The sequence below is a fragment of the Bacillaceae bacterium S4-13-56 genome, from assembly GCA_040191315.1.
Taxonomy (GTDB): domain Bacteria; phylum Bacillota; class Bacilli; order Bacillales; family JAWJLM01; genus JAWJLM01.
On record JAWJLM010000085.1, the window covers coordinates 1 to 9,042 of the forward strand.

The 9,042-nt window shown below is 38.8% G+C and carries 5 protein-coding genes and 1 riboswitch; of the genes, 4 read left to right on the top strand and 1 reads right to left on the bottom strand.

The genetic code is table 11. The annotated features are described in order from the left end of the window. Positions 1-36: 36 nt before the first annotated feature. The gene (locus RZN25_16045) at positions 37-1,728 is read right to left on the bottom strand and encodes an O-acetylhomoserine aminocarboxypropyltransferase/cysteine synthase family protein (GenBank protein MEQ6378325.1); all 1,692 of its coding nucleotides are present in this window, start codon (positions 1,726-1,728) and stop codon (positions 37-39) included. A 76-nt stretch (positions 1,729-1,804) separates the two neighbouring features. Continuing rightward, positions 1,805-1,914, bottom strand: a riboswitch (SAM riboswitch). Between the two features lie 229 nt (positions 1,915-2,143). Between RZN25_16045 and RZN25_16050 the strand changes: the two genes are divergently transcribed. The 4 genes from RZN25_16050 to RZN25_16065 all read left to right on the top strand — a co-directional run bounded on the left by RZN25_16050 (position 2,144) and on the right by RZN25_16065 (position 8,956). Next, positions 2,144-3,733, top strand: a complete 1,590-nt coding sequence (locus tag RZN25_16050) for an acyl--CoA ligase (GenBank protein MEQ6378326.1) — start codon at positions 2,144-2,146, stop codon at positions 3,731-3,733. 144 nt (positions 3,734-3,877) lie between these two features. Continuing rightward, a complete protein-coding gene (locus tag RZN25_16055) occupies positions 3,878-4,507 on the top strand; it encodes a molecular chaperone TorD family protein (GenBank protein MEQ6378327.1) in 630 nt (209 codons plus the stop codon). Positions 4,508-4,941: 434 nt separating this feature from the next. Beyond that, positions 4,942-8,178 carry a DEAD/DEAH box helicase gene (locus RZN25_16060; protein ID MEQ6378328.1) on the top strand — a complete coding sequence of 1,079 codons (3,237 nt, stop codon included), beginning with the start codon at positions 4,942-4,944 and terminating at the stop codon, positions 8,176-8,178. 106 nt (positions 8,179-8,284) lie between these two features. After that, positions 8,285-8,956 (top strand): SurA N-terminal domain-containing protein, encoded by a 672-nt coding sequence (locus RZN25_16065; GenBank protein MEQ6378329.1) that lies wholly within the window; start codon positions 8,285-8,287, stop codon positions 8,954-8,956. The last annotated feature ends 86 nt before the right edge of the window (positions 8,957-9,042 follow it).

Here is a 9,042-nt window from a genome sequence, read left to right on the forward strand (position 1 = left end):
CAAAAAGGCTCGGCTTTAATGCCGAGCCTTCATACGTCAGGCATGCACAGGAGGTAATTTAGACAAAAGTCCCTGTCTCAATTCCTGAGCATTTTTATAAAGACTTTTTCCTGTAACCACTTCTACATCTTGGGCATTTACCTCAACAGTTGTAGGTTCTTCTATCCAAAGTAGACCACTTGTAACGGAACCTGCATTTCTTAATCCTGCCTCTGATGTGAACGCTAGAGCAACGTCTACTTTTTCATCAGTCGGTTCAGTTACTACTCTAAATCCGAGACGTTTTAACTTCTGTAATTCTGCTTTTTGTCCTTCCGTAACAGGAGTATCCAATAGTTGAATGACTTTAAGACGAACTTGACCTTCAGAACGGTCTAGAGAGGAAGCAAGAATTTTTTTCACATGGCTCCCTTGTGTAGAAATAACAGGTTTTGATATTCCGTTTGCTTTTTCTATCGCCTGGTTGAGGTCCTCTAAAATATCCTTTGTAGATTCCAGACCGATGGATAATCGAATTAAGTCCTCAGTTACTCCAGTTTTCACTAAATCCTCTGCAGAAAGCTGCTGATGGGTAGTGGATGCTGGATGAATAATTAGTGACTTAGCATCACCTACATTGGCGACATGAGACCATAGATGAATAGAATCTACTAATTTGCGACCGGCATCGCGACCGCCTTTTATACCAAATACTACAATGGACCCAAAGCCGTGATTTAAATATTTTTTAGCTAGTTCATGAGAAGGGTGATTCTCTAAACCTGGGTAGCTTACCCATTCAACGCCTTCATGCTCCTCTAAGTACTGGGCTACCTCTAAGGAATTTTCATTATGCTGCTTCATACGAAGATGTAACGTTTCTAAACCTTGAAGCAATAAGAAAGCATTATGTGGACTGATGCATGCTCCAATATCACGTAATAATTGAACTCTTAATTTAATGGCAAAGGCCAGTGGTCCAAGATCCTGTGCATAACGAATGCCATTGTAACTCGGGTCAGGCTCAGTGAAACCAGGGAATTTTGGATTATTCCAATCAAAGCGTCCTCCGTCAACGACAATCCCTCCAATAGAAGTCCCGTGGCCTCCAATCCATTTAGTCGCTGAGTGTACGACAATATCGGCTCCCCAGGAGATTGGCTTACATCCATATGGAGTAGCAAAAGTACTGTCAACAATGAGGGGAATCTCATGATCATGGGCTATATCGGCAAGTGCTTCCACATCTAGGACATGTAAACTTGGATTACCGATAATTTCAGCGTACACAGCTTTTGTATTAGGAGTAATGGCTGCACGGAAATCTTCCGGATTCGTTCCTTCAACAAAATTTACTTTGATCCCGTATCGAGGAAGGGTGGTTGCAAATAAATTATATGTACCTCCATATAGATTAGTAGAGGCTACAATTTCATCCCCGGCACCTGCAATATTTAGAATCGAAAGCGTGATGGCAGCCATCCCTGAGGATGTTGCTACTGCAGCAACACCATCCTCCAACAAGGCGATGCGCTGTTCCAATGCATCAACAGTTGGGTTCATTATTCGTGAATAGATGTTTCCAGGTTCAGCGAGTGAGAACAAGTTTTGGGCATGCTCCGTGTCGCGAAAAACATAAGAGGTAGTTTGATAGATCGGAACGGCTCTTGAACCTGTAGTTGGGTCAGGCTGCTGTCCTCCATGTAAAAGAAGTGTTTCCGGATCGTACTTGTCAAAAGGTAAAGTCATTTATAATTCCTCCTTAAAATATTTTAAATAAAAAACACCCTCTAAATAAGAAGAGGGTGTGTGTTTGCTAATCCTCCTCTTATCTTCCAGACCATATGATCTGTAGGATTTAGCACCTTTTCAAGTCGTCACTTGATGGTTGCTGGGTGTCATCGGGCCTAGTCCCTCGACCGCTCTCGATAAGAGATCGTATGAAATTGATTTTACTAGTTGTTAAAGGTTTGTATTGGATTATATCGGATGGGGAATTCTCTGTCAATCAAAATTCTAAACATTCTAAACTTTTTAGGAAGATCTTTCTTTTGTCGATTATTGAATAAAAATCTTTTGTTGCGATAATTTAAAAAATTTAAATTATTTGGTATACTAACAAAAGAGATAGGGGATATGTCACTACTTAAAGGGAGATGGTTTTGTGAAAAGAGAAGAGCTAATAGCCCCAGAACATTATAATATTGTTCAAGAAATTGAGCGGTATGCGGAAGATCCTCAGAGGGTAGCGTTAAAGTGGGAAAATGAAAGTGGAGAAAAGAAAGAGATTACTTACCAACAACTTGTAAGGGAGGTCAATAAAATTGGAAGCGTTTTCAATAGGCACGGTTTACTAAAAGGGGACAAGGTGTTGGTTCTTATTCCAAGAGTCATTGAAGCTTACCAAGTATATTTGGCAGCCCTGAAGTTAGGAGTTGTAGTCATACCAAGTTCCGAGATGCTCCGTAGCAAAGATTTGGAATATCGAATTCAGCATGGGGAAGTAAAAGGTATTATTTGCTATCAACCTTTTCTGGAGCAATTTGAATCATTGGATACGACAAATCTACTAACTTTTGCTGTTGAAAACTCTTCTGATAACCTACCAGATGGATGGATTTCATTAAATAAAGAAAGTCAGAAGGAACCGGATGTACTAGCTATGGTGGATACCCACAGAGATGATATGGCCTTTTTATCGTATACCTCAGGAACCACAGGCAACCCAAAAGGAGTTGTTCACAGCCACGGATGGGGATATGCTCATTTGAAAACGGCAGCTGAAAAATGGTTAGCCATTGAGGATGGAGATGTCGTGTGGGCTACAGCAGGACCAGGATGGCAAAAGTGGATTTGGAGTCCGTTCCTTTCTGTATTGGGAACAGGTGCTACTGGCTTTATTTATAACGGAAAATTTAATCCAGTGAAATACCTACAATTGCTCGATAAGTATGAGGTCAATGTGTTATGTTGCACGCCAACGGAATATCGACTTATGGCGAAGGTGGAGGGATTGGATCAATTTAGTCTTACTCATCTTCATAGTGCTGTGTCTGCTGGAGAGCCATTAAATCGCGAAGTTATAGATACGTTCCAAAAATATTTCAATATTACTGTCCGTGATGGCTACGGGCAAACTGAAAATACTCTTTTGTTAGGTGTCACGAAGGGAATGGAGGTTAAACCGGGATCAATGGGCAGACCAACTCCAGGAAATCAAGTAGAAATAGTAGATGAACTTGGCGAACCTGTTGAGGTTGGAGAGGTAGGCGATATCGCTGTCCACGTCGATAGCCCAGCTCTATTTAAGCATTATTATAAAGATCCTGAAAGGACAAAAATGTCTTTTCGAAAAGATTATTATATAACGGGAGACCAGGCAAAAAAGGATGAGGATGGATACTTCTGGTTTGAAGGGAGAAGTGACGATATCATCATTAGTTCTGGCTATACCATTGGACCATTTGAAGTGGAGGATGCTTTGGTTAAACATCCTCATGTACAAGAATGTGCAGTCGTTGCAAGTCCTGATGAAATCCGAGGTCAAGTTGTGAAAGCTTTTGTAGTATTAAAGGATGGAATAGTTGGCAATGACGATTTAGTTTCAGAATTACAAGATCACGTTAAAACATTAACTGCTCCATATAAATACCCAAGAAAAATTGAGTTCATTGAAGAACTTCCAAAAACAACATCTGGAAAAATTCGACGTGTCATTTTACGTGAACAAGAGAAAAACAAAGTTCGTCAGTAACATAATATGGCCTACCTCACATAAGGTAGGCCAGTTTTCAACATTAGTATTGAAAATCACAGAAATTTCTCGAAACTTTCACAAGTTATACAAAATATTGCCTATATAATATAGGTACACCATATTAAAAAAGGAGTGAATCTCATGTATATTAAAGAGTCCCTGCATCCTTATATCCACAGAATGTCTTTCTATCATTTGTTTGGTAAATGTTTTTACTATTCCCCTCTCCACCTCAATTGGACGTACCTTCTTGAATATGATGCTCTTCAACTTAAACTAGAGGGATTAGGCGAGGGTGGAAGAAAACTTCGTCATTATATCCAGGCTTTTCAGGACAAAAGTAAGGAGGAGCGTAGTCGAATAGTTCAATTAGAACATCAAGAATATTTGCGTCTTTTTCATGGAATGGATCCTATCGCTGCTCCTAGAGAATCTTTTTACCGCGCGGAATCGCCTCTCGTGTTGGAAGAATGCTATAAAAATTATGGCTATATTCCAGACCCTAAGTACCCCGACCATATCTCATTAGAACTCGATTTTCTTTCATTTATGACATATCACTATTTAGAATTAGGCCAAAATGAAAAATATCGAAATGCTGTCCTCTTCTTTTCAGAAAACCACTTATTAAAATGGGCTCCTGAATTTGCCGAAGAAGTGTACTTTCAAACAAACAGTCCATTTTATAAAGCGATCAGCTTACTATTCTTAAACTTTCTTAGTGATGAAAAAGAATTTGTCCTATCTGAAAAAGAAATTACCTTGAACTAATAAAAAATAACTTAGCGAATATGTGCTAAGTTATTTTTTGTTAAGTTAAAAAGGAAACTTTTTAAGTTTAGCAGTGCAGTTGAGCACTCTTTCCGCGCCTAAAAAGAAGAATTTACGCATAAAGAAAGACAAGTGAGCGCCCGCGCAAAGACTTGAAAAAATCGCGCATAAAAGTTCGAAAATCGAGCATAGACCCTATAAAAGCCGAGCATAAGAGTTAATTTCACGCGTGAAAAGAGAAATTTGAGCATATACCTTGAAATTTGAGCATAGGAATAGCAACTTTAATAAATAGAAACCGAAAATACCAATGAAAACCAATTAAGGCAAAACAAAACCTTTTGTTTCAAATCACCCAACGCCTTCTCCATTTCCTTTCAAACAAAAATCCATGATACAATAAAAGCAAATTTTCTTTTGTTAGGAGTAATGGCATGATTCGTGTAAGTAAGAATGAACTTTTAGATATGGCTGGATGGACATTGTTCACCCGTGGAGAAAAATACTATCGCAGTGGTGCGGTTATGGAAAGTTTTAAATTAAAGACTTCTAAGGGACATGAGGTCCATACAGAAGTTCAAGGAAGCGAAATGTATCATGTGATTTTAAAATTTGATCAATATGGAACTTACCAAGGAGGACGATGTGAGTGCCCTGCATACGCAGGTGGATATGTGGTGTGTAAGCACATGGTAGCTTCTCTTTTGCATGCAGCCAATGCCTATAAAAGCACTCCACAACGAGCCATTCCGTCCACTCAAGAGGGGAGAAGTTTAATTGAAAAGGTCCTATCTTCTGTTGAAGAAGATAGGATAAACGACGAAGAATCTGGCCACTTGGAAACGAAATATCTAGAGGAATTAGCCGTTGAATTTGAAATAATTATCCCTTTCTTAAGGTATAGTTCATCCTTAAGTGAGTTTGACATAAAATTAAAAATAGGACCAAAGGATAGTCGAGCCTATGTTGTTCACGATCCAGTGAATTTTTTCCGAGCTATAAAAATGGGGGAGGCATACACTTTTACCTCTAAATTCACCTTTGATCCAACAACACAAAAGATACCTGATCCTGAACGGGAAGTTTTGTCTATGTTAGAGGAATTGGTGGATTGGTATCGTTGGGTAAGTAATAAAGAAATGATGTATTCTTCCCCTCGTATAAAAGAGATTTCTGTTCCTCCCCATCGCTTTCAGAGTGTATTAGATGGTTTACAGCAATGTGGAAATGTTTTTATGCGAAATGGGAAAATAGATAGACGCTTAAAAGTGGAAAAAGAAAGTTTTCCACATACTTTTACATTAGAAGAAAAAGACGGTTATTATCTTCTTTCCGTTAGTCGTTCGGAACTTCCAAGTATGATTTTAGGAAACACAAATTACCTATTAAATAACTCAACTATTTATGAGATGAATCAAGAACTCCGACAATCAGTAGTTCCTCTTTATCAACATTTAAGTGCTCGCCCGGAGGACCAACAACCATTGACAAAGAGTCAGCTTGAACAGTTAATTGGAACGCTGTTTCCTACTTTACAAAAGTATAATCTCCTTCAGATGGATGATCAATTACACCAAAAAATTAAAATGGTGGATTGTCGTCCTGAACTGACGTTCGATGTAGATGAAGATGGTATTCGAGGAGAAATATTTTTTAACTATGGAGACCTTCAAATTTCACCTTTTGAGGATTCTACTCATTCTTCTAAAACGGAAATCATTGTGAGGGATATGAAAAAAGAAAGAAAAGTGATGGAACTTATCGAGCAAAGTGACTTCCGATATAACGGAAAAGAATTAACTATGGATGATGAGTATTCCATGGGGGACTTTTATTATCGTATTCTTCCCACACTTGAAAAGCATTGTGAGGTCCATTGGAATGAACACGGTGAAAGTTTATTCATGGATCGAGTTCCGAATGTTGAGCTTTCTCTAGACGTCGATGAGGGAAATAATTGGTTTGAAATTGGTTTTAAAACTGATGATTTACCGGAGGAAGAAATCATCTCGTTTCTTCAATCAGTAAGGGAAAAACGATCTTTTCACCGATTAAGTACGGGGCAGTATATTCCTATTGAAAGCGAGGAATGGCTGGAGGCTTTATCTATTCTTGACCAAGTGGGAGCTGGAGCTACTGATTTCTCACATGGGAAAATACAGTTGCCCAAATATCGTGCGCTTCAAATTGAGGACCCATCAATTGGAAAATCATTTATTAGCAAGTCCAGAGCCTATGAACAATTGTTAGAAGCCATATCTCACCCTGAAACTATGGATGTTCAGCCTCCTCAAGGAATAAATGCTACCTTAAGAGACTATCAGATCTACGGATTTCAGTGGATGAATGCTCTTGCAGCGTATGGTTTTGGAGGAATATTAGCTGATGAAATGGGGTTGGGGAAAACCATTCAAGCTTTATCTTTCATTTTGTCACAAAAAGAAAAAAAGAGGGATTGTCCACCGTTTCTAATAGTTGCTCCTGCCTCATTAGTTTACAATTGGAAAAAAGAAGCGGAACATTTTACACCTCAGTTAAAAATAACACTAGTGAACGGAACAAAACAGGACCGAAGAAATGCTCTCGAAAAGGGGGAAGAGACGGACTTATTTATCACTTCCTATCCCTTACTAAGAAGGGATGCAGAACTCTATCAAGATCATTTCTTCCAAGGGATCATTTTGGATGAGGCTCAAGCCTTTAAGAATGACACTTCCCTTACTTATAAATCTGTTCTAAGGCTTCGAGGAGCTGTGTCTTTTGCCTTAAGTGGAACACCTGTTGAAAATAGGGCAGAAGAGCTTTGGGCCTTGTTTTCCGTTATCATGCCGGGCATTCTGCCGAAAAAGGAACAATTTTCTTCCCTGGAGCCCAAAAGTATTCATCGAAGAATATCTCCTTTTGTCCTAAGAAGAACGAAAAAAGAAGTTTTACCAGAATTACCAGAGAAAATTAACAATTCACGTTATACAGATTTGTCAAAGGAACAAAGAAAGCTTTATGTAGGGTATCTTCACAAGGTGCAAGAGGAAACAAAATCGGAATTGGCAAAAGAAGGTTTCCAAAGAAGCAGAATGAGCATTCTGAGTAAATTAACAAGACTTCGTCAGTTGTGTTGTCATCCTTCTCTTTTCATTGAAAATTACACTGGGACTTCAGGAAAATTAGAAGAACTACGTGAGCTGATGGTAGAGGCTCGAGAAAACGGGCAAAGAGTCCTTATCTTCTCCCAATTTACGTCCATGCTTGCTATTATTAAAGAAGTCATGGAAAAGGAAGGGTACACTTACTTTTATCTGGATGGAAGCACTCCGGGAAAAGAGCGTGTGCAATTAACAGAAAGGTTTAATGAGGGGGAAGGGGATGTCTTCTTAATTTCTCTAAAAGCTGGAGGGACAGGGCTTAACCTTACAGGCGCCGACACGGTTGTCTTGTATGACTTGTGGTGGAACCCCGCAGTTGAAAACCAGGCGGCAGACCGTGCCCACCGAATAGGCCAGAAGAAGGTGGTTCAAGTCATCAAGCTGATTGCTCAAGGAACGATTGAAGAAAAAATCCAAGAGCTTCAAGAGAAAAAACAACATTTATTTGATACTTTAATTCAGACCGGAGATACTAGGATTACAAATTTATCGGAAGAAGATATACGAGAAATTCTTGATATGACGTAAGGATTAAGGAAAAATAGTACTTTTTCCTTGTTTTACATGATTGGACAATCTATGGTACACTTCTTTAGACCATGGAATGTTTTTGGAAAAAAAGGAGCTGTTTCAAATGAAGAAATGGATGATGGTAATTGGATTGATAGCAAGCTTAACCCTCTTTGTGGCAGGTTGCTCTAATGATGAAGAGATAGAGGCCGCTGCTATTGTAAATGGAGAAGAAATTTCTATGGAAGAATTTAATTTAACTTATGATCAAATAACAACCCAATATGAGCAGTTTGGTATGAATGTTGAAGAACAGGAAGATCAAATCAAGCAAATGGTTATAGATCAACTGGTTAATACAGAAATTATTGTCCAAAAGTCAGAAGAGACTGATTATGAACCAAGTGAAGAAGAGATTGATCAAGAATATGATATGATCCTTGAACAAATTGGTGGAGAAGAAGAACTGCAAACGGCTCTTGAAGAGAGCGATATGACAAAAGAGGACCTTAGGAAGGATATCCGTACACAGCTTAAAGTGAATCAATTCCTTGAGAATAGTGTAGAGGAGCCTCAGGTTTCTGAAGAAGAAATTCAACAAAGCTATGACGATATGATAGCCCAAGCTGAACAAGATAATGCCGAGGCTGAAGAAGGTCAGGAGCAAGAAATTCCAGAATTCGAGGAAGTAAAAGATGCGATTGAGCAGCAATTAATTCAAACTAAAAAACAAGAAAGCCAACAAGAGTTAATTGAAAAATTGCGTAGCGAAAGTGATGTTGAGATTCTAATTTAATTTTGTACAAAGAAGCTTGAGTATTTTTCTCAAGCTTCTTTTGTTCTAGGATAAGAAATCATTATGGCTCGCTTCGCGGAGCCACC

Coding starts and splice junctions, on each gene's coding strand:
- RZN25_16045 (MEQ6378325.1), bottom strand. CDS start 1,728: ATGACTTTACCTTTTGACAAGTACGATCCGGAAACACTTCTTTTACAT.
- RZN25_16055 (MEQ6378327.1), top strand. CDS start 3,878: ATGTATATTAAAGAGTCCCTGCATCCTTATATCCACAGAATGTCTTTC.
- RZN25_16060 (MEQ6378328.1), top strand. CDS start 4,942: ATGATTCGTGTAAGTAAGAATGAACTTTTAGATATGGCTGGATGGACA.
- RZN25_16065 (MEQ6378329.1), top strand. CDS start 8,285: ATGAAGAAATGGATGATGGTAATTGGATTGATAGCAAGCTTAACCCTC.